This is a genomic window from Streptomyces neyagawaensis, from assembly GCF_023516595.1.
Classification (GTDB): domain Bacteria; phylum Actinomycetota; class Actinomycetes; order Streptomycetales; family Streptomycetaceae; genus Streptomyces; species Streptomyces neyagawaensis.
Map to the genome: position 1 here is coordinate 62,444 of NZ_JAMGBG010000057.1, position 22,894 is coordinate 85,337.

Here is a 22,894-nt window from a genome sequence, read left to right on the forward strand (position 1 = left end):
GGCACTCCTGGCACTTCACGCCAACCCGCATGTCCTACCCGCGCACCCCCGGCGCGGACACCCATGGATCGCGCGCGCCCTGGACGGCGTACCCGGATGCACGCATGTCAGTGGCAGAGCTTCGCCTCGTGCTCCGCGTGTCCGCCGGGCTCCAGCTGGAACGTGCAGTGCTCGACGTCGAAGTGGTCGCCGATGCAGCCCTGAAGCTCGTGGAGCATCTTCTCGTTGCCGATCGCGTCGAGCGTGTCGGAGCCGACCACGACATGAGCCGACAGGACCGGCATGCCGGAGGTGATGGTCCAGGCGTGCAGGTCGTGGACGTCCTCGACGCCGGGCAGGGCGAGGATGTGGGCCCGCACCTCCGCCATGTCGACGTTCTTCGGCGCCGCCTCCAGCAGCACGTCCAGGGTCTCGCGCAGCAGCTTCACCGTGCGCGGCACGATCATCACGCCGATGATCAGCGAGGCGATCGGGTCGGCGGCCTGCCAGCCCGTGAGCAGGATGACCACGGCGGAGACGATCACCGCCAGCGAGCCGAGCGCGTCGGCGGCCACCTCCAGGAAGGCGCCCCGGACGTTCAGGCTCTCCTTCTGGCCCCGCATCAGCAGGGTCAGCGAGATCATGTTGGCGACCAGGCCGATCGCACCGAACACGACGGTCAGTCCGCCCTGGGTGCCGACCGGTGTGATGAAACGCTGGATCGCCTCGAAGAGCACATAGCCGCCGACGCCGAGCAGCAGCACACAGTTGGCGAGGGCCGCGAGTATCTCGGCGCGGGCGTACCCGAAGGTGCGGTTGCCGCTCGGCGGACGGTTGGCGAAGTGGATGGCGAGGAGCGCCATGCCGAGGCCCACCGCGTCCGTCGCCATGTGCGCCGCGTCCGCGACGAGCGCGAGGGAGTCGGCGAGGACTCCGCCGACGATCTCGACCACCATGACGGTGAGCGTGATCGACAGCGCGATCCGCAGCCTCCCGCGGTACGCGGCTGCCGCCGTACCGCTGGTCGGCGCGTGATGCGCGTGCCCGTGATCGTGCCCAGCCCCCATGGAATCCGCCCTTCCGCGTCCGTGTGTCCGGCTCCGGGATCACAGTCAACTACGGGCGGGGGGTATACGGCAACGCGGCACTGAACACCGTTGTCATATGCTCTGACCTGCGGAAACGATCCGCAGGTCAGGGCGGTGTCATGAGCGGGGGTTCGGTCGGAGACCGCGGTGCAGGCACCAGCCCGCCCAAGCCGACTCGACCATCTCGCGCACCCCGTGCCGGGCCGTCCAGCCCAGTTCCCGCTCGGCCAGCGAGGCCGAGGCGACGGCGCGCGGCGCGTCCCCGGGGCGCCGGGGTTCGACGAGCGCGGGCCGGCGGTCGCCGGTCACCTCGCCTACGAGCGTGATCAGCTCGCGCACCGACACGCCCTCGCCCCGTCCGATGTTCACGGTGAGGTCGCCGGTCGCGCCCTCCGTCGTGAGCCGCCTGACCGCGGCGAGGTGCGCCTCCGCGAGGTCGGCGACATGGATGTAGTCGCGGATGCAGGTGCCGTCCGGGGTCGGGTAGTCGTCGCCGAAGATACGGGGCGCCTCGTCACGGGTGAGGCGGTCGAAGACCATCGGGATCACGTTGAAGACACCGGTGTCGGCGAGCGCGGGTTCGGCGGCGCCGGCCACATTGAAGTAGCGCAGGCACACGGTGGCCATCCCGTGCGCCCGGCCTGCCGCGCGGACCAGCCACTCACCCGTGAGTTTGGTCTCGCCGTAGGGGCTCATCGGCGCGCAGGGGGTGTCCTCCGTGATGAGGTCCACATCCGGGTTGCCGTACACGGCGGCGGAGGAGGAGAACAGGAACCGCCGCACGCCCGCACCCGCCGCCGCTTCCAGGAGCGTGGCCAGTCCGCCCACGTTCTCCTGGTAGTAGCGCGTCGGCTGGGCCACCGACTCGCCGACCTGCTTGCGGGCCGCCAGGTGCACCACACCGGTCACGGCGTGCTCGGCGAGGGTCCGCTTCAGGAGGTCGCCGTCCAGGGCCGAGCCGTGGACGAGCGGGATGCGGTCGGGGAGGCGGCCGGGGACACCGGCCGAGAGGTCGTCCAGTACGACCACCCGTTCTCCGGCGTCGGCCAGGGCCCTCGCCACGTGTGCGCCGATATATCCGGCTCCGCCTGTGATCAGCCAAGTCATGGGCACCTACCTTAACCGGGCTCCCGGAATCACGCTGATGTTTTCTGTTGAGTGATGGTGGAATTTGTTGAACCCGGTGTGCTGGAGTGCGGGCTCCGCCGTATATCGCCTATGAGCTGATATGCGAACCGGAGTTTGTGGCGTGACCCTCGGATCCCCGATGATGATCGCGGCGGAGCCCAGCAGGCCCACTTGATCGGGCCGTGAACGGGCGGTGAATCCTCGTTTCCCTTCATCCGATAACCTCTGCCGACACGCCGCCGGGCCGTAGCGGGCCGGGGCGTCCCCACCACGCACATGCCCGGCGCGGTCGCGTCGGCACCCAGGGAGTGAGTTCGTCTGTCGACCGCCATCCTCACCGGTCAGCCGGTCCCCGGATCGTCGCTGGAGGGCGATCTGCGGTCGCTCGGCTTCGACGTGCGGGTCGCCTCCGACGCCGGTGACGCCGAGACGCTCCTGGCCACCGTCCCCGCCGGTCAGCGGGTCGCGATCGTCGACGCCCGGTTCGTGGGGCACGTGCACGCACTGCGCCTCGGCCTCACCGACCCCCGCTTCGACGCCGCCGCCCTGCCGGGCGCCGTCACCGTGCGGCCCGCCGCCCGCCAGGCCCTCAGCCGCGCGCTGGCCCGCGAGAACTCCGACGCGAGCGGCAGCACCGCCGTCGCCGTCGACAATGTCGCCGACCGGGTGGTCGCCGCCCTCGACGCCGACGGCGTCGCCCTGCACCGGCCCGACCTCGGCACCCTGGTCGCCGTCGTCCCCACCGACCCCCAGACCCGCAACGAGGCCCGCCAGGCGGTCGCCGCCGTCGATGACGAGGCCGTACGGCTGCGGACGGCCGTGAAGTCCCGCGACGGGTTCTTCACCACGCACTTCATCAGCCCCTACTCCCGCTACCTCGCCCGCTGGTGCGCCCGCCGCGGCCTCACCCCGAACCAGGTCACCACCGCCTCGCTGATCACCGCCCTGATCGCGGCGGGCTGCGCGGCCACCGGCACCCGCGGTGGCTTCGTCGCCGCCGGCCTGCTCCTGATCTTCTCCTTCGTCCTCGACTGCACCGACGGCCAGCTGGCCCGCTACTCGCTGCAGTACTCGACGCTCGGCGCCTGGCTCGACGCCACCTTCGACCGCGCCAAGGAGTACGCCTACTACGCGGGCCTCGCACTCGGCGCCGCCCGCGGCGGCGACGATGTATGGGCGCTCGCGCTCGGCGCGATGGTCCTCCAGACCTGCCGCCACGTCGTCGACTTCTCCTTCAACGAGGCGAACCACGACGCCACCGCCAACACCAGCCCCACCGCGGCCCTCTCCGACAAACTCGACAGCGTCGGCTGGACGGTGTGGGTGCGCCGGATGATCGTGCTGCCCATCGGCGAGCGCTGGGCGATGATCGCCGTCCTCACGGCGGTCACCACCCCCCGGATCACCTTCTACGCGCTGCTCATCGGCTGCGCCTTCGCCGCGACCTACACCACAGCGGGCCGCGTGCTGCGCTCGCTGACCCGCAAGGCACAGCGCACCGACCGGGCGGCGCAGGCGCTGGCGGACCTCGCGGACACCGGCCCGCTCGCCGAGGCGCTGGCCCGGCTCCTGCCGGGCCCCCCGCGCAAGACGGCACTGCTCAGCGCGGCCTTCGGGGCCGTGGCCGTGGTGACCGCCGCCTGGGTCTGGGGCCCGTCCTGGCCGGTCGTCGCCATGGCCGCCCTGTATGTCGGGCTGTCGGCGGAAGCCGTCGAGCGCTCCCTCAAGGGCGCTCTGGACTGGCTGATTCCTCCGCTGTTCCGCGCCGCCGAGTACGGGACCGTACTGGTACTGGCGGTCAAAGCCGATGTGAACGGAGCCCTTCCCGCGGCTTTCGGGCTGGTGGCGGCCGTCGCCTACCATCACTACGACACGGTGTACCGCATCCGCGGTGACGCCGGCGCGCCGCCGCGGTGGCTCGTGCGGGTGATCGGCGGTCACGAAGGCAGGACGCTGCTGGTCACCGTTCTGGCCGCGCTGCTCGCGCCCACAGATTTCAAGGTCGCGCTCACGGTGCTCGCCGTGGCCGTGGCGCTCGTGGTGCTCCTCGAGAGCATCCGCTTCTGGGTGACCGCCCATAAAACCGGCGCACCCGCCGTACACGATGAAGGAGAACCCGCATGATCGGCCTCGTGCTGGCGGCCGGCGCCGGACGGCGTCTTCGCCCCTACACCGACACCCTGCCCAAGGCTCTGGTGCCGGTCGGCCCCGAGGGGAACGAGGACAGCCTGACCGTTCTCGACCTCACTCTCGGCAACTTCGCCGAGATCGGCCTGACCGAGGTCGCGATCATCGTCGGTTACCGCAAGGAGGCCGTCTACGAGCGCCGCGAGGCGCTGGAGCAGAAGTACGGCCTGAAGATCACCCTGATCGACAACGACAAGGCCGAGGAGTGGAACAACGCCTACTCCCTGTGGTGCGGCCGTGACGCCATCAAGCACTCGGTGATCCTCGCCAACGGCGACACCGTGCACCCGGTCTCCGTCGAGAAGACCCTGCTCGCCGCACGTGGCGGCGACAAGAAGATCATCCTCGCCCTCGACACGGTGAAGTCCCTCGCCGACGAGGAGATGAAGGTCGTCGTCGGTCCCGAGGGTGGCATGACGAAGATCACCAAGCTGATGGACCCGGCCGAGGCGACCGGCGAGTACATCGGCGTCACCCTCATCGAGGGCGAGGCCGCCGACGAGCTGGCTGACGCCCTGAAGACGGTCTTCGAGACGGACCCGCAGCAGTTCTACGAGCACGGCTACCAGGAGCTCGTGAACCGCGGCTTCCGTATCGACGTGGCCCCCATCGGCGACGTCAAGTGGGTCGAGATCGACAACCACGACGACCTCGCCAAGGGACGTGAGATCGCGTGCCAGTACTGACGAGGCTCATCCCCTCGCCGGTCGTCGTGGACATCCGTCCCGGCGCGCTCGATGATCTGGCGACGATCCTGTCGGACCAGCGCATCGCGCCGTCGGGCCGGCTGGCCTTCGCGATCAGCTCCGGCTCCGGCGCGGCGCTGCGCGACCGATTCGCTCCCGCGTTTCCGGAGGCGGACTGGTTCTGCGACGCCGACGGCACCATCGACGGGGCGGTACGGCTCGCCGACTCGATCAAGAAGGGCGGCCACTACGACGCCGTGGTCGGGCTCGGCGGCGGCAAGGTCATCGACTGCGCCAAGTACGCCGCGGCCCGTGTGGGCCTGCCGCTGGTCGCCGTCGCCACCAACCTCGCCAACGACGGCCTGTGCTCCCCGGTCGCCACGCTCGACAACGACGCGGGCCGCGGCTCCTACGGTGTGCCGAACCCCATCGGGATCGTCATCGACCTCGATGTCATCCGTGAGGCCCCGGTGCGCTTCGTGCGGGCCGGCATCGGCGATGTGATCTGCAAGATCTCCGCCGTGGCCGACTGGGAGCTGTCCAGCCGCGAGACCGGCGAGAAGGTCGACGGACTGGCCGCCGCGATGGCCCGCCAGGCAGCCGAGGCCGTGCTCCGCCACCCCGGCGGCGTCGGTGACGACGACTTCCTGACGACCCTGTCCGAGTCCCTCGTGCTGTGCGGGATCTCCATGTCCGTGGCCGGCGACAGCCGTCCCGCCTCGGGCGCCTGCCACGAGATCAGCCACGCCTTCGACCTCAGCTTCCCCAAGCGCAACGCGCTCCACGGCGAGCAGTGCGGACTGGGCGGCGCCTTCGCCACGTTCCTGCGGGGCGACAAGGAGATCGCCGGGCAGATGACCGAGGTCCTCAGGCACCACGGACTGCCCGTCCTCCCGGAGGAGATCGGCTTCACCATCGACGAGTTCGTCAAGGTCGTGGAGTTCGCGCCGCAGACCCGGCCGGGCCGGTACACCATCCTCGAGCACCTCGAACTGAGCACCGAGCAGATCAAGGACGCATACGCCGACTATGCCAAAGCCATCGGTAGCTGAGCTCCGACCGGTCGTCCACCCCCCGGGTGTGAAGGACCGGCGGAGCGGTGAGCACTGGGCCGGCCGGCTCTACATGCGCGAAATCTCCCTGCGCATAGACCGGCACCTGGTGAACACCCGGGTCACGCCCAACCAGCTGACCTACCTGATGACCGTCTTCGGCGTCCTCGCCGCCCCGGCGCTGCTCGTCCCGGGCATCTGGGGCGCCGTCCTCGGTGTGCTGATGGTCCAGCTGTACCTGTTGTTCGACTGCGTCGACGGGGAGATCGCCCGCTGGCGCAAGCAGTACTCGATCGCCGGCGTCTATGTGGACCGGGTCGGTGCTTACCTCTGCGACGCGGCCGTGCTCGTCGGCTTCGGCCTGCGCGCCGCCGACCTGTGGGGTGCCGGCCGGATCGACTGGCTGTGGGCCTTCCTCGGTACCCTCGCCGCTCTCGGCGCCATCCTGATCAAGGCGGAGACGGACCTCGTCGGGGTGGCCCGGCACCAGACCGGGAAGCCGCCGGTCCAGGAGTCGGCCTCGGTGCCCCGCTCCTCCGGCATGGCCCTGGCCCGCCGGGCCGCCGCCGCGCTCAAGTTCCACCGGCTGATCCTCGGGGTCGAGGCCTCCCTGCTGGTCCTGGTCCTCGCGATCGTCGACCAGATCCGGGGCGACCTCTTCTACTCCCGGCTCGGCGTCGCCGTCCTCGCGGGCATCGCCCTGCTGCAGACCCTGCTGCACCTGGTGTCCATCCTCGCCTCCAGCAGGCTGAAGTGAGCGGCGGCATGAAGGTCGGCGCGGTCATCATCACCATGGGCAACCGCCCCGACGAACTCCGCGCCCTCCTCGACTCGGTCGCCAAGCAGGAGGGCGACCGGGTCGAGGTGGTCGTCGTCGGCAACGGCTCACCCGTCCCCGACGTCCCCGAGGGCGTGAAGACGGTCGAGCTGCCGGAGAACCTCGGCATCCCCGGCGGCCGCAACGTCGGCATCGAGGCGTTCGGCCCCGGCGGCCGGGACGTCGACGTCCTGCTCTTCCTGGACGACGACGGTCTGCTCGCCCACCACGACACCGCCGAACTGTGCCGCACGGCCTTCGAGGCCGACCCCCGGCTCGGCATCATCAGCTTCCGCATCGCCGACCCCGAGACCGGCGAGACCCAGCGGCGCCATGTGCCCCGGCTGCGCGCCTCCGACCCGATGCGCTCCTCCCGGGTCACCACGTTCCTCGGCGGCGCCAACGCCGTACGCACCCGGGTCTTCGCCGAAGTGGGCGGGCTCCCGGACGAGTTCTTCTACGCGCACGAGGAAACCGACCTGGCATGGCGGGCCCTCGACGCGGGCTGGATGATCGACTACCGGTCCGACATGGTGCTGTACCACCCCACGACCGCGCCCTCCCGGCACGCGGTCTACCACCGCATGGTCGCCCGCAACCGCGTCTGGCTCGCCCGCCGCAACCTGCCCGCGCCACTCGTCCCCGTCTACCTCGGCGTCTGGCTGCTGCTGACACTGCTCCGCAAGCCCTCGGGCCCGGCGCTGAAGGCCTGGTTCGGCGGTTTCAAGGAGGGCTGGACGAGCGCCTGCGGTCCCCGCCGGCCCATGAAGTGGCGTACGGTGTGGCGCCTGACCCGACTGGGACGACCTCCCGTCATCTGACAAGCTCGATATCTGAGAGCATGCGGCGGTACCCGGTCCCAGGTTTCCGCCTCGGCCCGACCAGGCTGCGCACTTTGAGGACGAAAGTATCCATTTGTGAGTGAGACAACGCATGACGGCAGGCTCGCGGTGAGCGACCGCCCGTCGCCCGACGACGGGATCTCCGCGGCGGAACTGGCCGCCAAGTACGGGCTGTCCGTGAGCGGTGCCCGGCCCGGACTCGCCGAGTACGTCCGCCAGATGTGGGGGCGGCGTCACTTCATCCTCGCCTTCTCCCAGGCGAAGCTCACCGCGCAGTACAGCCAGGCCAAGCTCGGCCAGCTGTGGCAGGTGGCCACCCCGCTGCTGAACGCGCTGGTGTACTTCCTGATCTTCGGCCTGATCCTCGACGCCGACCGCGGCATGTCCCGCGAGGTCTACATCCCGTTCCTGGTCACGGGTGTCTTCGTGTTCACCTTCACCCAGAGCTCGGTGATGGCGGGCGTCCGCGCGATCTCCGGCAACCTGGGCCTGGTGCGCGCGCTGCACTTCCCCCGGGCCTCCCTGCCCATCTCCTTCGCGCTCCAGCAGCTCCAGCAGCTGCTGTTCTCGATGATCGTGATGTTCGCCGTGGCGATCGGCTTCGGCAGCTACCCGTCGCTGTCCTGGCTGCTGATCCTCCCGGCGCTGGCGCTCCAGTTCTGCTTCAACACCGGCCTGGCCCTCGTCTTCGCCCGCATGGGAGCCAAGACCCCCGACCTCGCCCAGCTGATGCCGTTCGTGATGCGGACCTGGATGTACGCCTCCGGCGTCATGTTCTCCATCCCGGTGATGCTCGCCGACCATCCCAAGTGGATCAGCGACGTCCTCCAGTGGAACCCGGCCGCCATCTACATGGACCTCATGCGCTTCGCGCTCATCGACGGCTACGGCCGCGAGAACCTGCCCCCGCACGTGTGGGCGGTCGCCGGCGGCTGGGCCGTGCTGGTCGCGCTCGGCGGCTTCGTGTACTTCTGGAAGGCGGAGGAGAGGTACGGCCGTGGCTGAGACCCGCATCCCCACCGTCATCGCGGACGAGCTGCACATCGTCTACCGCGTCAACGGCGCCAAGACCGGCAAGGGCAGCGCGACGGCCGCCCTGAGCCGGATACTCAAGAGAGGCTCCGACGACGCGGCGCGGGGTGTGCGCAAGGTGCACGCCGTCAAGGGCGTTTCCTTCATCGCCTACCGGGGCGAGGCCATCGGCCTCATCGGCTCCAACGGCTCCGGCAAGTCCACCCTGCTGCGCGCCATCGCCGGTCTGCTCCCCGCGGAGAAGGGCAAGGTCTACACCGACGGTCAGCCCTCCCTCCTCGGCGTCAACGCCGCCCTGATGAACGACCTCACGGGCGAACGGAACGTCATATTGGGCGGCCTCGCGATGGGCATGTCCCGCGAGCAGATCAAGGCGCGCTACCAGGAGATCGTCGACTTCTCGGGCATCAACGAGAAGGGCGACTTCATCACCCTGCCGATGCGCACCTACTCCTCCGGCATGGCGGCGCGACTGCGGTTCTCCATCGCGGCGGCCAAGGACCACGACGTCCTGATGATCGACGAGGCCCTCGCCACCGGTGACCGCAAGTTCCAGAAGCGTTCCGAGGCCCGCATCCGTGAGCTGCGCAAGGAGGCCGGCACGGTCTTCCTCGTCAGTCACAACAACAAGTCGATCCGGGACACCTGCGACCGGGTCCTGTGGCTGGAACGCGGTGAGCTGCGCATGGACGGACCGACCGAAGAGGTCCTGAAGGAGTACGAGAAGTTCACGGGCAAGTAGTCCGCCTCCACCCGGGCCCCGCCGGAACTGCTCCGGTGGGGCCCGGCGTCTGCGGAGGAGAAGGAGACGCGGCGTTCGCAAAGGAACCGCCAACTCCGGCAAGGAACAGTCAACTCCGGCCACCCGTAGCAATCTTGGGGGCAATCGGTGCGTTCTTGTGATGTGCAGGACACCCCGTCGGAGCATGGTGCGTTGTAGAACGTAAGCTGTACCGGTGCCGAATCGCGGCAAGTGGGTCCATAATGCGCGACACCCGGCATCCGCCGCACACGCTGACGATTGGGCGGCGTGTCCGAAATAGTGCGTCTTGGGTCGGCAGTGTAGAACGGGAGATGTGACGGCCATGGCTACGGAAACTCCCCAGCTCAACAACGCTTCCGCCGTCCCCGCGCCGGGTGACGAGCGGTGACCGAAAGCGGGACGGCGCGCACCGGCGACCCGGAGCGCGACACCCTCGACAAGGCCGCGGCCGAGAACTTCCCCGTCGCGCCGTTCTTCCTGCCCCGGGCCTGGCGCGACGACCTGATGGCGCTCTACGGCTTCGCTCGCCTCGTCGACGACATCGGCGACGGCGATCTCGCCCCCGGAGGCGCCGACGCCCGCCTCCTGGACGTCCCCCCGCGGGACGCCGACGACCGTCTCCTCCTCCTCGACGCCTTCGAGGCCGACCTCCGCAAGGTCTTCGACGCCGTCCCCGGCCACCCCCTGCTCCGCACCCTCCAGCGCACGGTCCGCCGCCACCGCCTCGGCCCCGGCCCCTTCCTCGACCTGATCGCGGCCAACCGCCAGGACCAGCTCGTCACGCGCTACGAGACCTACGACGACCTGCTCGCCTACTGCGCGCTGTCCGCGAACCCCGTGGGCCGTCTGGTGCTCGCCGTCACCGGCACGACCACCCCCGAGCGGCTCCGCCTGTCCGACGCGATCTGCACCGCGCTGCAGATCGTCGAACACCTCCAGGACGTGGCCGAGGACCTCCGCCGCGACCGCGTCTACCTGCCCGCCAAGGACATGAAACGTTTCCACGTGCAGGAGGCGGACCTCGCCGCGCCCACCGCGGGCGCGTCGGTGCGCGCCCTGATCGCGTACGAAGCGGACCGTGCCCGCAAGCTGCTGGACGAGGGCGCCCCGCTGGTGGGGAGTGTCCACGGCAGGCTGAGGCTGCTCCTCGCGGGGTTCGTGGCGGGCGGCAGGGCGGCCCTCCACGCGATCGCCGCCGCCGAACACGACGTACTTCCCGGCCCACCCAAGCCCGGCAGGCTCCGGTTGCTGCGGGACATGGGCGCGACCCTGCGAGGAGAGGGGTGATCCGGACCGTGGAGTCGGAACCACACATGTCCGCGCCGGTACTCGCCGCCTACAGCTACTGCGAGGCCGTCACCGGACAGCAGGCCCGTAACTTCGCCTACGGCATCCGGCTGCTGCCGACGCCCAAGCGCCGCGCCATGTCCGCGCTGTACGCCTTCTCGCGGCGCGTCGACGACATCGGCGACGGCGCCCTCGCGGCCGAGGTCAAGACGGCCCGGCTCGAGGAGACCCGGTCGCTGCTCGCCCGGATCCGCGCGGGCACCGTCGACGAGGACGACACCGACCCCGTGGTCGTGGCCCTCGCCCACACCGCGAGCCGCTTCCCCGTCCCGCTCGACGCCCTCGACGAACTCATCGACGGCGTCCTCATGGACGTACGCGGCGAGACCTACGAGACCTGGGACGACCTGAAGGTCTACTGCCGCTGCGTCGCCGGCGCCATCGGCCGCCTCTCCCTCGGAGTCTTCGGCACCGAACCCGCGGCACGCGGAGCGGAGCGCGCACCCGAGTACGCCGACACCCTCGGCCTCGCCCTGCAACTCACCAACATCCTCAGGGACGTTCGCGAGGACGCACAGGGCGGCAGAACCTATCTGCCCGGCGACGACCTCGCGAAGTTCGGCTGCTCGGCGGGGTTCGCCGGGCAGCTCCCGCCGGCCGACTCCGACTTCGCGGGTCTGGTGCACTTCGAGGTGCGCCGGGCCCGCGCCCTCTTCGCCGAGGGCTACCGCCTGCTGCCGATGCTGGACCGCCGTAGCGGAGCCTGTGTCGCCGCCATGGCGGGCATCTACCGGCGGCTGCTCGACCGCATCGAGCGCGAGCCGGAGGCCGTGCTGCGCGGCCGGGTCTCGCTGCCCGGACGCGAGAAGGCCTATGTCGCCGTACGCGGACTGTCCGGTCTCGACACCCGCCATGCGTCCCGGCGCACCGTCAGGAGGCGCGTCTGATGGACAATCTGGACCAACGCGACCCCATCGGGGACAAGTGGTACGCAACCCTCCGCGACGCGGGGGCGTCCCTGACTGCGACGGCCTGCCGCGGACCGATCCCTCGCCCCGGCGGACCGGCAGGGGAGGGTGCGCGATGACCGAAGCGGCACGGCCCGGCGGACCGCCGGGCGAGAACCGTACCGGCCGGCCCGGCAGCACGGCCGTGGTGGTCGGCGGGGGACTGGCGGGCGTCACCACCGCCCTCGCCCTCGCCGACGCCGGTGTGCGGGTCACGCTACTGGAAGGACGCCCGCGCCTCGGCGGACTGGCCTTCTCCTTCCAGCGCGGCACCCTCACCGTCGACAACGGACAGCATGTGTACCTGCGCTGCTGCACCGCCTACCGCTGGTTCCTCGACCGGATCGACGCCGCCGCGCTGGCCCCGCTGCAGAACCGTCTCGACGTGCCCGTGCTCGACGCGGCGGGCAGGCCCGGCCGGCGGCTCGGCCGACTGCGGCGCGACGCGCTGCCCGTGCCCCTGCACCTCGGGCGCAGCCTCGCCACATACCCGCACCTCTCGCTCGCCGAGCGGGCCAAGGTGGGGCGTGCCGCGCTGGCGCTCAAGGCGCTCGACCTCGACGACCCGGCGCTGGACGAGCGGGACTTCGCCGGCTGGCTCGCCGCGCACGGCCAGTCCGCGCGTGCCGTCGAGGCGCTGTGGGACCTCGTGGGCGTCGCCACCCTCAACGCGGTGGCCAGGGACGCCTCCCTCGGGCTCGCCGCGATGGTCTTCAAGACGGGGCTGCTGTCCGACCCCGGCGCGGCCGACATCGGCTGGGCCCACGTCCCGCTGGGCGAACTCCACGACCGGCTGGCCCGCAAGGCCCTCGACTCGGCGGGCGTCCGCACCGAACTGCGCACCCGCGTCACCGCCGTCCGCGCCGGCGAGGACGGCGGCTGGCGCGTCGAGGTGCCCGGCGAGAGCCTGGACACCGACGCGGTCGTCCTCGCCGTACCGCAGCGCGAGGCGTACGACCTGCTCCCGCAGGGCGCGCTCGACCGGCCCGAACGGCTGCTGGAGATCGGCACCGCGCCGATCCTCAACGTCCATGTGGTGTACGACCGGAAGGTGCTGAGCCGCCCGTTCTTCGCGGCGCTCGGCTCGCCCGTCCAGTGGGTCTTCGACCGGACCGAGGCGTCCGGGCTGAGCGAGGGCCAGTATCTGGCGCTGTCGCAGTCGGCCGCGCACCACGAGATCGACGAGCCCGTGGCCGTGCTCCGCGAGCGCTATCTGCCCGAGCTGGAGCGGCTCCTGCCCGGCGCGCGCGGCGCGCGGGTGAAGGACTTCTTCGTGACCCGGGAGCGCACCGCGACGTTCGCTCCCACCCCCGGCGTCGGACGGCTCAGGCCCGGCGCCCGCACCAAGGCACCCGGCCTGTACCTGGCCGGAGCGTGGACCGCCACCGGGTGGCCCGCGACCATGGAGAGTGCGGTCCGCAGCGGCGTGAGCGCGGCGGACGCCGCGCTCGCCGCCCTGGGCCGGCCCCGGGACCACCTCTTCGTCCACGAGGAGGCAGCGTGACGCTCGAAGCGCATCCGAACGGTTCCCGCACTCTCGGCACCGCAACTAGAGGAGAGACTGTGCCCACTGTGCCCCCGGCCGCGACGGCAGCCGACGCGGTGGACGTGACCGCGCTCCTGGAGCGCGGGCGGACCCTTGCCACGCCCGTGCTGCGGGCGGCGATCGAGCGGCTCGCGCCCCCCATGAACACCGTCGCGGCCTATCACTTCGGCTGGATCGACACCCGCGGCAACCCGGCCGCCGGGGACGGCGGCAAGGCCGTACGCCCCGCGCTGGCCGTCATGTCCGCCGAGGTCACCGGCGCCGCCCCCGAGGTCGGCATCCCCGGCGCGGTCGCGGTGGAGCTGGTGCACAACTTCTCGCTGCTGCACGACGACCTGATGGACGGCGACGAACAGCGCCGCCACCGCGACACCGTCTGGAAGGCGTACGACCCCGCCCAGGCCATCCTCGTCGGCGACGCCCTGATGGTCCTCGCCAACGAGATCCTCCTCGAACTCGGTACCGCCGAGGCGGCCCGTGCCACCCGCCGCGTCACCACCGCGACCCGCGCGCTCATCGACGGACAGGCCCAGGACATCTCCTACGAGCACCGCGAGCGGGTCACCGTCGAGGAGTGCCTGGAGATGGAGGGCAACAAGACGGGCGCCCTGCTCGCCTGTGCCTGCTCCATCGGCGCGGTCCTCGGCGGCGCCGACGACCACACCGCCGACGCGCTGGAGAAGTACGGCTACCACCTGGGGCTCGCCTTCCAGGCCGTCGACGACCTGCTGGGCATCTGGGGCGACCCGGTCTCCACGGGCAAGCAGACCTGGAGCGACCTGCGCCAGCGCAAGAAGTCCCTGCCCGTGGTGGCCGCGCTCGCGGCGGGCGGCCCCGCCTCCGAGCAGCTCGGTGAACTCCTCGCCGCCGACGCCAAGAGCAGCGACTTCGCGACCTTCTCCGAGGCGGAGTTCGCCGCCCGCGCCGCCCTCATCGAGGAGGCCGGCGGCCGGGAGTGGACCGCCGAGGAGGCGCGCCGCCAGCACGCCGTCGCCATCGAGGCACTCGACTCGATCCGGATGCCCGAGCACGTACGGGACCAGTTCACGGCCCTCGCCGACTTCGTCGTCGTACGGAAGAGGTGACCGCCATCGACCGACCGCCGACCGCCATCGGTCGAATAGCCCTCGCGTAGTCGCCGGCCGGTGCCCGTTCACCGGACACGCACCGGCCGACGGCTGACCCACCGCAGAGATCCGTCCACTGCACGAAGGGGAAGCCATGACAGCGACGACCGACGGAAGCACCGGGGCCCTGCCGCCCCGCGCTGCCTCGGCCAGCGACACCGACACCCACACCCCGGTGACGGCGGGGGTCCAGGACACCGCCGAACGCGCCCTGCGGCGTGCCACCGCGTTCCTCCTCGCGCGTCAGGACGCCCAGGGTTGGTGGAAGGGCGACCTGGAGACCAACGTGACCATGGACGCCGAGGACCTGCTGCTCCGTCAGTTCCTCGGGATCCGCGACGAGGAGACGACACGGGCCGCCGCCCTGTTCATCCGGGGCGAGCAGCGCGAGGACGGAACCTGGGCGACCTTCTACGGCGGCCCTCCCGAACTCTCCGCGACCGTCGAGGCGTATGTCGCGCTGCGGCTGGCCGGTGACGACCCGTCGGAGCCGCACATGGCGAAGGCGTCCGCGTGGATCCGGGAGCGTGGAGGGATCGCCGCGGCCCGCGTCTTCACGCGGATCTGGCTCGCCCTGTTCGGCTGGTGGAAGTGGGACGACCTGCCGGAGATGCCGCCGGAACTGATCTACTTCCCGAAGTGGATGCCGCTGAACATCTACGACTTCGGGTGCTGGGCGCGGCAGACCATCGTGCCGCTCACCGTCGTCTCCGCGAAGCGCCCGGTGCGGCCCGCCCCCTTCCCCCTCGACGAACTGCACACCGACCCCGGCCGGCCCAACCCGCCCGCGCCCCTCGACCCGCTGGGCACCTGGGAGGGCGCCTTCCAGCGGCTCGACAAGGTGCTGCACGGCTACCACAAGGTCGCGCTGAAGCGTCTGCGCCGAGCGGCGATGAACAGCGCCGCCCGCTGGATCATCGAGCGGCAGGAGAACGACGGCTGCTGGGGCGGCATCCAGCCGCCGGCCGTGTACTCGATCATCGCGCTCCATCTGCTCGGCTACGACCTCCAGCACCCCGTGATGCGGGCGGGCCTCGAGTCCCTGGACCGGTTCGCCGTGTGGCGCGAGGACGGCGCCCGCATGATCGAGGCGTGCCAGTCACCGGTGTGGGACACCTGCCTCGCCACCATCGCCCTCGCCGACGCCGGGCTGCCCGCCGACCACCCCCAACTGGTCAGGGCCGCCGACTGGATGCTCGGGGAGGAGATCGTCCGCCCCGGCGACTGGTCCGTCAGACGCCCCCAACTCCCTCCGGGCGGCTGGGCGTTCGAGTTCCACAACGACAACTACCCCGACATCGACGACACCGCCGAGGTGGTGCTCGCCCTGCGCAGGGTCAAGCACCCCGACCCCGAACGCGTCGAGAGGGCCATCGCCCGCGGCGTCCGCTGGAACCTCGGGATGCAGTCGAGGAACGGCGCCTGGGGCGCCTTCGACGTCGACAACACCAGCGCCTTCCCCAACAAGCTGCCCTTCTGCGACTTCGGCGAGGTCATCGACCCGCCGTCCGCCGACGTCACCGCCCACGTGGTGGAGATGCTCGCGGTCGAGGGCCTCTCCCACGACCCGCGCACCCGGCGCGGCATCGAATGGCTCCTCGCCGAACAGGAGCCGAGCGGCGCGTGGTTCGGCCGCTGGGGCGTCAACTACATCTACGGAACGGGGTCCGTGGTCCCCGCGCTGGTCGCCGCCGGGCTCCCCGCCGCGCATCCGGCGATCCGCCGGGCCGTGGCCTGGTTGGAGACCGTCCAGAACGACGACGGCGGCTGGGGCGAGGACCTGCGCTCCTACCCCGACCCCGCCGAATGGGGCGGCAAGGGCGCCTCCACCGCCTCCCAGACCGCCTGGGCGCTCCTCGCGCTGCTGGCCGCGGGCGAGCGGGACTCCAAGGCCGTGGAGCGCGGCGTCGCATGGCTCGCGGGCACCCAGCGCGGCGACGGCGGCTGGGACGAGCCCCAGTTCACCGGGACCGGCTTCCCGTGGGACTTCTCCATCAACTACCACCTCTACCGTCAGGTGTTCCCGCTCACCGCGCTCGGCCGGTACGTCCACGGCGAACCAGCCGTGCTGAAGGCCGGGGCGAGCTGATGGACACGGCCGCCGTCCCCGCCCCGCTGCTGATCGCCTGCGCGCTCGGCATCGAGCAGTTCGCCCTGCGCAGCGGCGACCCGGGCGGCGCCGGGGGCCCGGTCACCGTCCTGCGGACCGGCATGGGGCCGAAGGCCGCCGAACGCGCCGTCACCCGGCTGCTCGCCGACCGGGCGCTGGACGGGGCCGCTGTGCTCGCCACCGGATTCTGCGCGGGGCTCGCCCCCGGCATGCACCCCGGTGACCTCGTCGTCGCCGGGGAGACGAGGGGCCCAGACGGCGCCGTCACGCCCTGTGTGGGCGTCGAACGCCTGGTCAAGGAGCTGGGGCGGGCCGTGCCCGGACGCACGGTCCACACCGGCCCGCTCACCGGGTCCGATCACGTCGTCCGCGGTCAGGAACGGGCGGACCTCTTCGCCACCGGAGCGATCGCGGTCGACATGGAATCCGCGGTCACGCTCCACTGCGCCGTGCGAGCGGGCGCGCGCCCGGTTGCGGCCGTCCGGGTGGTCGTGGACGCTCCAGAACATGAACTGGTCCGGATCGGCACGGTACGCGGTGGAATATCGGCTTTCCGCGTTCTTCGTGCCGTCCTCCCCGCTTACTACGAATGGCACCGTTCCTTGCTGCTCCCCAGGAGGTGAGCCAGATGGCCATGCCGCTCCGCCAGTCCATCAAGGTGGCGACGTATCTCGCTGAACAGAAGCTCCGCAAGCGCGACAAGTTTCCGCTGATCGTCGAGTTGGAACCGCTCTACGCCTGCAATCTGAAGTGCGAGGGCTGCGGCAAGATCCAGCATCCGGCCGGGGTGCTCAAGCAGCGGATGCCGGTGGCGCAGGCCGTGGGCGCCGTCCTCGAATCGGGTGCCCCGATGGTGTCCATCGCCGGCGGCGAGCCCCTGATGCACCCGCACATCGACGAGATCGTGCGGCAGTTGGTGGCCCGCCGGAAGTACGTCTTCCTGTGCACCAACGCGCTGCTGCTGCGCAAGAAGATGGACAAGTTCAAGCCCTCGCCGTACTTCGCGTTCGCCGTGCACATCGACGGGCTGCGGGAGCGGCACGACGAGTCGGTGGCCAAGGAGGGAGTGTTCGACGAGGCCGTCGCCGCCATCAAGGAGGCCAAGCGGCGCGGCTTCCGGGTGACCACCAACTCGACCTTCTTCAACACCGACACCCCGCAGACCATCATCGAGGTCCTCAACTTCCTCAACGACGACCTGAAGGTCGACGAGATGATGATCTCGCCCGCCTACGCCTACGAGAAGGCGCCCGACCAGGAGCACTTCCTCGGTGTGGAGCAGACCCGCGAACTGTTCAGGAAGGCCTTCGCGGGCGGCAACCGCCGCCGCTGGCGCTTGAACCACTCGCCCCTCTTCCTGGACTTCCTGGAGGGCAGGGTCGACTTCCCGTGCACCGCGTGGGCGATCCCCAACTACTCGCTCTTCGGCTGGCAGAAGCCCTGCTACCTGATGAGCGACGGCTACGTCACGACCTACCGCGAGCTGATCGAGGACACCGACTGGGACGCGTACGGCCGCGGCAAGGACCCCCGGTGCGCCAACTGCATGGCGCACTGCGGCTACGAGCCCACCGCCGTCCTCGCCACCATGGGATCGCTGAAGGAGTCGCTGCGCGCCCTGCGCGAGACGGTCTCCGGGAACCAGGGGTGACGGCATGACCGCCGTGTCCCTCGGGCTGCCGGAGGTCCCCGTCCGGCCGGTCGCCGAGCGCCGGGAGAGTCGGCGGATCCAGGTCGGGTCGGTGGCCGTCGGCGGTGGCGCGCCGGTGTCGGTGCAGTCGATGACGACGACCCGTACGTCGGACGTCGGCGCCACCCTGCAGCAGATCGCCGAGCTCACCGCGTCCGGCTGCCAGATCGTGCGGGTCGCCTGCCCCACGCAGGACGACGCGGACGCCCTCGCCACCATCGCCCGCAAGTCGCAGATCCCGGTGATCGCGGACATCCACTTCCAGCCGAAGTACGTGTTCGCCGCGATCGAGGCCGGGTGCGCGGCCGTCCGGGTCAACCCCGGCAACATCAAGCAGTTCGACGACAAGGTGAAGGAGATCGCGCGGGCGGCGAAGGACCACGGGACGCCGATCCGCATCGGGGTCAACGCCGGGTCGCTCGACCGGCGCCTCCTCCAGAAGTACGGCAGGGCGACGCCCGAGGCGCTGGTGGAGTCCGCGCTGTGGGAGGCGTCGCTGTTCGAGGAGCACGACTTCCGGGACCTCAAGATCTCCGTCAAGCACAACGACCCGGTCGTGATGATCGAGGCGTACCGGCAGCTCGCCGCCCGCTGCGACTACCCGCTGCACCTGGGTGTCACAGAGGCGGGCCCCGCGTTCCAGGGCACGATCAAGTCGGCGGTGGCCTTCGGGGCGCTCCTGTCCGAGGGCATCGGTGACACGATCCGGGTCTCGCTGAGCGCACCACCGGCCGAGGAGGTCAAGGTCGGCATCCAGATCCTGGAGTCGCTGAACCTGAAGGCGCGGCGGCTGGAGATCGTGTCCTGCCCGTCGTGCGGGCGGGCGCAGGTCGACGTCTACCGGCTGGCGGACGAGGTGACCGCCGGGCTGGAGGGCATGGAGGTGCCGTTGCGCGTCGCGGTCATGGGCTGCGTCGTCAACGGTCCCGGGGAGGCGCGGGAGGCGGACCTCGGGGTCGCTTCCGGAAACGGCAAGGGGCAGATCTTCGTGAAGGGCGAGGTCATCAAGACCGTGCCCGAGTCGAAGATCGTGGAGACCCTCATCGAAGAGGCGATGAAGATCGCCGAGCAGATGGAGAAGGACGGCGTCGCGTCGGGGGAACCGGCGGTCACCGTGAGTTGACGACACGGGCTGAGAGTACGGATCGAGAGGGGGCCCGACGTGACGATTCTGGAGAGCATCCGGCAACCGCGCGATGTGAAGGCGCTGACCGAGGCGGAACTCGGTGCACTGGCCGAGGAGATCCGGGAGTTCCTGGTGCACGCGGTCGCCAGGACCGGTGGTCACCTGGGGCCCAACCTGGGGGTGGTGGAGCTGACCATCGCGCTCCACCGGGTCTTCGAGTCACCCGCGGACCGGATCCTGTGGGACACCGGTCACCAGAGCTACGTCCACAAGTTGCTGACAGGGCGTCAGGACTTCTCCAAGCTGCGCGGCAAGGGCGGCCTGTCCGGCTACCCCTCGCGTGAGGAGTCCGAGCACGACGTCATCGAGAACAGCCACGCCTCCACCGCCCTCGGCTGGGCCGACGGCCTCGCCAAGGCCCGCCAGGTGCGGGGGGAGCGGGGCCATGTCGTCGCCGTCATCGGTGACGGCGCGCTCACCGGGGGAATGGCCTGGGAGGCGCTCAACAACATCGCGGCCGCCAAGGACCGGCCGCTGATCATCGTCGTCAACGACAACGAACGCTCCTACGCGCCGACCATCGGCGGCCTCGCCAACCACCTCGCCACTCTGCGCACCACCGACGGCTACGAGCAGTTCCTCGCCTGGGGCAAGGACGTCCTGCTGCGCACCCCCGTCGTCGGCCACCCCATCTACGAGGCGCTGCACGGGGCGAAGAAGGGCTTCAAGGACGCGTTCGCGCCCCAGGGCATGTTCGAGGACCTGGGCCTGAAGTACGTCGGGCCGATCGACGGGCACGACGTCCAGGCGGTCGAGTCGGCGCTGCGCCGGGCCAAACGGTTCCATGGGCCCGTCCTCGTCCACTGCCTCACCCAGAAGGGCCGGGGGTACGAGCCGGCCCTCGCCGACGAGGAGGACCACTTCCACACGGTCGGCGTGATGGACCCGCTCACCTGCGAGCCGCTCGGTCCCCCCGGAGGGCCGTCCTGGACGTCGGTCTTCGGCGACGAGATCGTCCGGATCGCCGACGAGCGGCAGGACGTCGTCGCCATCACGGCCGCCATGCTGCACCCGGTGGGTCTCGGCAAGTTCGCGGAGAAGTTCCCCGACCGGGTCTGGGACGTGGGGATCGCCGAGCAGCACGCGGCGGTGTCGGCGGCCGGCCTCGCCACCGGCGGCCTCCATCCCGTCGTCGCCGTCTACGCCACCTTCCTCAACCGGGCCTTCGACCAGTTGCTGATGGATGTGGCCCTGCACCGGTGCGGGGTGACGTTCGTCCTGGACCGGGCCGGGGTCACGGGCGTCGACGGAGCCTCGCACAACGGCATGTGGGACATGTCCGTCCTCCAGGTCGTGCCGGGGCTGCGGATTGCCGCGCCGCGCGACGCCGAACAGCTGCGGGCGCAGCTGCGGGAGGCGGTCGCCGTGGACGACGCGCCGACCCTGATCCGGTTCCCGAAGGAGTCGGTGGGGCCCGAGATCCCGTCCCTGGAACGGGTCGGCGGCATGGACGTCCTGCACCGGACCCCGGCCCCCGCCGCCCCCGAGGTGCTGCTGGTCGCCGTCGGCGTGATGGCGGGGGTGTGCCTCCAGGCCGCCGAGTTGCTGGAGGCGCGCGGCATCGGCTGCACCGTCGTCGACCCCCGCTGGGTCAAGCCGGTGGACCCGGCGCTGCCGTGGCTCGCGGACGAGCACCGGCTGGTGGCGGTCGTGGAGGACAACAGCCGGGCTGCCGGGGTGGGTTCGGCGGTCGCCCTGGCCCTGGGGGACGCCGACGTGGACGTACCCGTACGGCGGTTCGGCATCCCCGAGCAGTTCCTGGCGCACGCCAAGCGGGGCGAGGTGTTGGCGGACATCGGGCTGACACCGGTCGACATCGCCGGACGGATCAGCGCGTGCCTGGCGGGGAAGGACGCGATCGAGAAGGGGGCGCGCACGCAGGGGGATCCGATCGAGGCCGAGGCCGTCAAGGAGACACCGCAATGACCACCGCGGAACCCGCCACCGGGAACGGGGAGTTCGACCTCGGCAGACTGCTCGCCGAGCGCGGCGCCGAGCGCTACGAACTCCACGCCCGCTACCTGAACCACCAACTCCCGCGCATGCTGCACACCATCGGCTTCGACAAGGTCTATGAGCGTGCCGAGGGCGCGTACTTCTGGGACGCCGACGGGCAGGACCACCTGGACATGCTCGCCGGGTTCGGGGTGATGGGCCTCGGCCGCCACCACCCCGTCGTCCGCAAGGCGCTGCACGACGTCCTCGACGCGCAGCTCGCCGACCTCACCCGCTTCGACTGCCAGCCCCTGCCCGGACTGCTCGCCGAACGGCTGCTCGCCCACAGCCCCCACCTGGACCGGGTGTTCTTCGGCAACAGCGGGACGGAGGCCGTCGAGACCGCGCTGAAGTTCGCCCGCTACGCCACCGGCCGCACCCGCGTCCTCTACTGCGACCACGCCTTCCACGGGCTCACCACCGGCTCCCTCTCCGTCAACGGCGAGAACGGCTTCCGGGACGGCTTTGCCCCGCTGCTGCCCGACACCGCCGTACCGCTCGGTGATCTCGACGCACTGGCGAGGGAGCTGAAGGAGGGCGATGTCGCCGCCCTGATCGTGGAACCCATCCAGGGCAAGGGGGTGCACGAGGCGCCGCCCGGCTATCTGCGCGCCGCCCAGGAACTGCTGCGCGCGCACAAGGCGCTGCTCATCCTCGACGAGGTGCAGACCGGGCTCGGAAGGACCGGGGACTTCTACGCCTATCAGCACGAGGAGGGCGTGGAGCCGGACCTGGTGTGCGTCGCCAAGGCGCTCTCCGGCGGGTACGTACCGGTCGGCGCCACCCTCGGCAAGGAGTGGATCTTCAAGAAGGTCTACTCGTCGATGGACCGCGTCCTCGTCCACTCGGCGAGCTTCGGCTCCAACGCCCAGGCCATGGCCGCCGGGCTCGCCGTCCTGTCAGTGATGGAGAACGAGGAGATCGTGGCGAACGCCCGCGCCACGGGAGAACTGCTCAAGAGCCGGCTGGCCGCGCTGGTCGACAAGTACGAGCTGCTCAGCGAGGTGCGCGGCCGTGGACTGATGATCGGCATCGAGTTCGGCAGACCCAGGTCACTGAAGCTGCGCGGCCGGTGGACGATGCTCCAGGCGGCGCGCAAGGGACTGTTCGCCCAGATGGTCGTCGTGCCGCTGCTGCAACGGCACCGCATCCTCACGCAGGTCTCCGGCGACCATCTGGAGGTGATCAAGCTGATCCCGCCGCTGATCATCGGGGAACGGGAGGTGGACCGGTTCGTCGCGGCCTTCACCGAGGTGATGGACGACGCGCACAGCGGCGGCGGGCTGATGTGGGACTTCGGCAGGACCCTGGTGAAGCAGGCGGTGGCCAACCGTTAGGCCACGCTCCGAGCGGACCGTGCCCCGGCCGCCCG

20 protein-coding genes are annotated in these 22,894 nt (G+C 70.8%); 18 read left to right on the forward strand and 2 right to left on the reverse strand.

Annotated elements, in window-relative coordinates:
• Nucleotides 1-107: 107 nt before the first annotated feature.
• Nucleotides 108-1,046, reverse strand: coding sequence for a cation diffusion facilitator family transporter (locus M8J73_RS24715; protein ID WP_055537842.1), 939 nt, complete (start codon nucleotides 1,044-1,046; stop codon nucleotides 108-110).
• A 138-nt stretch (nucleotides 1,047-1,184) separates the two neighbouring features.
• Complete coding sequence (galE, locus tag M8J73_RS24720; RefSeq protein ID WP_055537841.1) at nucleotides 1,185-2,174, reverse strand: UDP-glucose 4-epimerase GalE; 990 nt, start codon at nucleotides 2,172-2,174, stop codon at nucleotides 1,185-1,187.
• Between the two features lie 339 nt (nucleotides 2,175-2,513).
• On the opposite strand from galE, the gene M8J73_RS24725 reads away from it, so the two are divergent.
• From M8J73_RS24725 to M8J73_RS24805, 18 genes are all read left to right on the forward strand, one after another.
• Entirely contained in the window at nucleotides 2,514-4,319 is a 1,806-nt protein-coding gene (locus M8J73_RS24725; RefSeq protein WP_055537840.1) for a DUF5941 domain-containing protein, read from the forward strand.
• Nucleotides 4,316-5,068 (forward strand): phosphocholine cytidylyltransferase family protein, encoded by a 753-nt coding sequence (locus M8J73_RS24730; protein WP_055537839.1) that lies wholly within the window; start codon nucleotides 4,316-4,318, stop codon nucleotides 5,066-5,068. Before M8J73_RS24725 ends, M8J73_RS24730 begins: the two co-directional genes overlap by 4 nt.
• Nucleotides 5,056-6,120, forward strand: coding sequence for an iron-containing alcohol dehydrogenase family protein (locus tag M8J73_RS24735; RefSeq protein WP_055537838.1), 1,065 nt, complete (start codon nucleotides 5,056-5,058; stop codon nucleotides 6,118-6,120). Before M8J73_RS24730 ends, M8J73_RS24735 begins: the two co-directional genes overlap by 13 nt.
• 28 nt (nucleotides 6,121-6,148) lie before the next feature.
• A complete protein-coding gene (locus M8J73_RS24740) occupies nucleotides 6,149-6,877 on the forward strand; it encodes a CDP-alcohol phosphatidyltransferase family protein (RefSeq protein ID WP_055537837.1) in 729 nt (242 codons plus the stop codon).
• A gap of 8 nt (nucleotides 6,878-6,885) precedes the next feature.
• On the forward strand, nucleotides 6,886-7,758 hold the full coding sequence (locus M8J73_RS24745; protein WP_283946973.1) for a glycosyltransferase family 2 protein: 873 nt from the start codon (nucleotides 6,886-6,888) through the stop codon (nucleotides 7,756-7,758).
• 96 nt (nucleotides 7,759-7,854) lie between these two features.
• On the forward strand, nucleotides 7,855-8,784 hold the full coding sequence (locus M8J73_RS24750) for an ABC transporter permease (protein WP_249829066.1): 930 nt from the start codon (nucleotides 7,855-7,857) through the stop codon (nucleotides 8,782-8,784).
• A complete protein-coding gene (locus M8J73_RS24755) occupies nucleotides 8,777-9,553 on the forward strand; it encodes an ABC transporter ATP-binding protein (protein ID WP_249829067.1) in 777 nt (258 codons plus the stop codon). Before M8J73_RS24750 ends, M8J73_RS24755 begins: the two co-directional genes overlap by 8 nt.
• 405 nt (nucleotides 9,554-9,958) lie before the next feature.
• The gene (gene hpnC / locus M8J73_RS24760; RefSeq protein ID WP_249829068.1) at nucleotides 9,959-10,861 is read left to right on the forward strand and encodes a squalene synthase HpnC; all 903 of its coding nucleotides are present in this window, start codon (nucleotides 9,959-9,961) and stop codon (nucleotides 10,859-10,861) included.
• The gene (hpnD, locus tag M8J73_RS24765) at nucleotides 10,858-11,808 is read left to right on the forward strand and encodes a presqualene diphosphate synthase HpnD (protein ID WP_249829069.1); all 951 of its coding nucleotides are present in this window, start codon (nucleotides 10,858-10,860) and stop codon (nucleotides 11,806-11,808) included. Before hpnC ends, hpnD begins: the two co-directional genes overlap by 4 nt.
• Nucleotides 11,808-11,948 (forward strand): DUF6380 family protein, encoded by a 141-nt coding sequence (locus M8J73_RS45555; protein WP_372504012.1) that lies wholly within the window; start codon nucleotides 11,808-11,810, stop codon nucleotides 11,946-11,948. The genes hpnD and M8J73_RS45555 overlap by 1 nt, the downstream gene beginning before the upstream one ends.
• Nucleotides 11,945-13,372, forward strand: a complete 1,428-nt coding sequence (hpnE, locus tag M8J73_RS24770) for a hydroxysqualene dehydroxylase HpnE (RefSeq protein WP_055539313.1) — start codon at nucleotides 11,945-11,947, stop codon at nucleotides 13,370-13,372. The genes M8J73_RS45555 and hpnE overlap by 4 nt, the downstream gene beginning before the upstream one ends.
• 59 nt (nucleotides 13,373-13,431) lie before the next feature.
• On the forward strand, nucleotides 13,432-14,499 hold the full coding sequence (locus M8J73_RS24775; protein ID WP_055539312.1) for a polyprenyl synthetase family protein: 1,068 nt from the start codon (nucleotides 13,432-13,434) through the stop codon (nucleotides 14,497-14,499).
• 136 nt (nucleotides 14,500-14,635) lie between these two features.
• Nucleotides 14,636-16,630, forward strand: a complete 1,995-nt coding sequence (gene shc / locus M8J73_RS24780; protein WP_249829070.1) for a squalene--hopene cyclase — start codon at nucleotides 14,636-14,638, stop codon at nucleotides 16,628-16,630.
• Entirely contained in the window at nucleotides 16,630-17,274 is a 645-nt protein-coding gene (locus tag M8J73_RS24785) for a phosphorylase family protein (RefSeq protein ID WP_055537619.1), read from the forward strand. The genes shc and M8J73_RS24785 overlap by 1 nt, the downstream gene beginning before the upstream one ends.
• A 5-nt stretch (nucleotides 17,275-17,279) precedes the next feature.
• The gene (gene hpnH / locus M8J73_RS24790) at nucleotides 17,280-18,302 is read left to right on the forward strand and encodes an adenosyl-hopene transferase HpnH (protein ID WP_055537620.1); all 1,023 of its coding nucleotides are present in this window, start codon (nucleotides 17,280-17,282) and stop codon (nucleotides 18,300-18,302) included.
• Nucleotides 18,303-18,306: 4 nt separating this feature from the next.
• Complete coding sequence (gene ispG / locus M8J73_RS24795; protein WP_055537621.1) at nucleotides 18,307-19,464, forward strand: flavodoxin-dependent (E)-4-hydroxy-3-methylbut-2-enyl-diphosphate synthase; 1,158 nt, start codon at nucleotides 18,307-18,309, stop codon at nucleotides 19,462-19,464.
• Between the two features lie 39 nt (nucleotides 19,465-19,503).
• Nucleotides 19,504-21,453 carry a 1-deoxy-D-xylulose-5-phosphate synthase gene (gene dxs / locus M8J73_RS24800; protein ID WP_055537622.1) on the forward strand — a complete coding sequence of 650 codons (1,950 nt, stop codon included), beginning with the start codon at nucleotides 19,504-19,506 and terminating at the stop codon, nucleotides 21,451-21,453.
• Nucleotides 21,450-22,859, forward strand: a complete 1,410-nt coding sequence (locus tag M8J73_RS24805; protein ID WP_055537623.1) for an aspartate aminotransferase family protein — start codon at nucleotides 21,450-21,452, stop codon at nucleotides 22,857-22,859. Before dxs ends, M8J73_RS24805 begins: the two co-directional genes overlap by 4 nt.
• The last annotated feature ends 35 nt before the right edge of the window (nucleotides 22,860-22,894 follow it).

What these genes read in the sequence shown, in the direction of transcription:
- galE (WP_055537841.1), bottom strand. Translation starts at nt 2,174, where the DNA reads ATGACTTGGCTGATCACAGGCGGAGCCGGATATATCGGCGCACACGTG.
- M8J73_RS24730 (WP_055537839.1), top strand. Translation starts at nt 4,316, where the DNA reads ATGATCGGCCTCGTGCTGGCGGCCGGCGCCGGACGGCGTCTTCGCCCC.
- hpnE (WP_055539313.1), top strand. Translation starts at nt 11,945, where the DNA reads ATGACCGAAGCGGCACGGCCCGGCGGACCGCCGGGCGAGAACCGTACC.
- M8J73_RS24715 (WP_055537842.1), bottom strand. Translation starts at nt 1,046, where the DNA reads ATGGGGGCTGGGCACGATCACGGGCACGCGCATCACGCGCCGACCAGC.
- M8J73_RS24805 (WP_055537623.1), top strand. Translation starts at nt 21,450, where the DNA reads ATGACCACCGCGGAACCCGCCACCGGGAACGGGGAGTTCGACCTCGGC.
- hpnH (WP_055537620.1), top strand. Translation starts at nt 17,280, where the DNA reads ATGGCCATGCCGCTCCGCCAGTCCATCAAGGTGGCGACGTATCTCGCT.
- shc (WP_249829070.1), top strand. Translation starts at nt 14,636, where the DNA reads ATGACAGCGACGACCGACGGAAGCACCGGGGCCCTGCCGCCCCGCGCT.
- M8J73_RS45555 (WP_372504012.1), top strand. Translation starts at nt 11,808, where the DNA reads ATGGACAATCTGGACCAACGCGACCCCATCGGGGACAAGTGGTACGCA.
- ispG (WP_055537621.1), top strand. Translation starts at nt 18,307, where the DNA reads ATGACCGCCGTGTCCCTCGGGCTGCCGGAGGTCCCCGTCCGGCCGGTC.
- M8J73_RS24785 (WP_055537619.1), top strand. Translation starts at nt 16,630, where the DNA reads ATGGACACGGCCGCCGTCCCCGCCCCGCTGCTGATCGCCTGCGCGCTC.
- M8J73_RS24745 (WP_283946973.1), top strand. Translation starts at nt 6,886, where the DNA reads ATGAAGGTCGGCGCGGTCATCATCACCATGGGCAACCGCCCCGACGAA.